The organism is Gluconobacter vitians (assembly GCF_015244565.1).
Classification (GTDB): domain Bacteria; phylum Pseudomonadota; class Alphaproteobacteria; order Acetobacterales; family Acetobacteraceae; genus Gluconobacter; species Gluconobacter vitians.
The window spans coordinates 1-1,296 of sequence record NZ_JABCQG010000071.1; the positions used below are offsets into that span (position 1 = coordinate 1).

The 1,296-nt window shown below is 50.9% G+C and carries 1 protein-coding gene and 1 pseudogene; both read left to right on the forward strand.

Going from position 1 to position 1,296, the window contains the following annotated elements; translation table 11 throughout:
• The first annotated feature begins 556 nt into the window (after positions 1–556).
• Positions 557–1,174, forward strand: coding sequence for a DUF6538 domain-containing protein (locus HKD24_RS15070; protein WP_194260965.1), 618 nt, complete (start codon positions 557–559; stop codon positions 1,172–1,174).
• A gap of 44 nt (positions 1,175–1,218) precedes the next feature.
• Positions 1,219–1,296, forward strand: a pseudogene (locus HKD24_RS15075) (IS5/IS1182 family transposase); the annotation flags it as partial.

A 1,296-nucleotide genomic window follows, 5' to 3' on the forward strand; every position in this document is an offset into this window, starting at 1 on the left:
CAGACAAGCGTCTCGGGGGCATGCCCCCGAGACGCTTGTCATCCCATCAACCCCAAACCATAAAAACCGGAAACTCTCTTTTTGAGTGGTAACAAAAAGGGGGGCATGTCAAAAAATATTAGGCATGAGATACTTGCACATGCTCAGATAGACAGTGTTCTATTTCACCTACATTCAAAAGATGATTTGAACAAATTTTACATTGATACCATCCAAATGATTGAAAGCGCATACTATCTATTCAATGTCGGAATATCCTTGGGTGAATGGCAGGAAAGGGTGAGACGCAATGCCCGTAGCCTTGTGGCAGTTATGACTAAGAGTGAATCCTCTTCCCTTTCTTGATGGTGTAGCAAAATCTGCTACACTCACATGCTACACCGCTTGAAAAATCTTTATGTTTTTCAACGCTTTAATGGATTGCACTGTGGGATTGCGTAGTTTCTAGTCCCGCAGCTCGCACCAGCAACCCATTGAAAAGATGTAGAAAAACGCTCTTCGACGTTGAAATGGGCATTTATCCCATAGTCTTTCCCAGAATGGGAAAACTGACAGCATGCTCCGACTCGTGGGCTCGAACTACTATTTCCGACGCGCAGTACCGATGGACCTGCGTCCGTGGCTTGGACGAGGCGAGGTCTCGCACTCCTTGAAAACCTCAAATAAGCTGGCAGCCCGGCAGCAGGCTGCCCTGCTCTATGCCCGGACCGGGCAGTGTTTTCAGGAGATACGGCGCATGACGACAGAGCCTTCTGCAAAAACGCTCAGCACTGCCGACATCATCCACTTCTATGAGCAGTTCGTAAAAGACCTCGAAAACTATCATACCGTCTGCATTGACGAACTGACCATGCGTCATAAGGCGGAATCAGCCGGGCAGACACTTCGGGAAGCTGAGTTTCTCCACACCGTCATGCGCTTCCTGGATGTGATCGGTCAGCATTTCGAGCACACGGACGACTTCCTGCGGGAACTGCGCCAACAGAATGCCGTGACTCACGCCGTTACTCGGACCCGGGAGAACATGCTGAGGGAAGAAATCACCGGACTGCGGAAGATGGTGGTCGAGATCAAGGGGGTTCTACCACAAGAGCGTCGTCCACCTCCTGAGGCCGATGAAGCGGAGAAGCTTCTTCCGACGTCCACAGTGTCGCCTAGGCTCAGGCCCCATTGATTTGATCGTGAAAATCTGATTCAGGCTCTGTGAGGAGACTGGAGATGAGCGACCTGTTTTGGCTGACGGACGAACAGATGGGCCGTCTGCGGCCGTTCTTTCCCAAGAGCCACGGCAAACCT

Excerpts from the sequence above, each read along its gene's own strand:
- HKD24_RS15070 (WP_194260965.1), top strand. The coding sequence starts at position 557 with ATGCTCCGACTCGTGGGCTCGAACTACTATTTCCGACGCGCAGTACCG.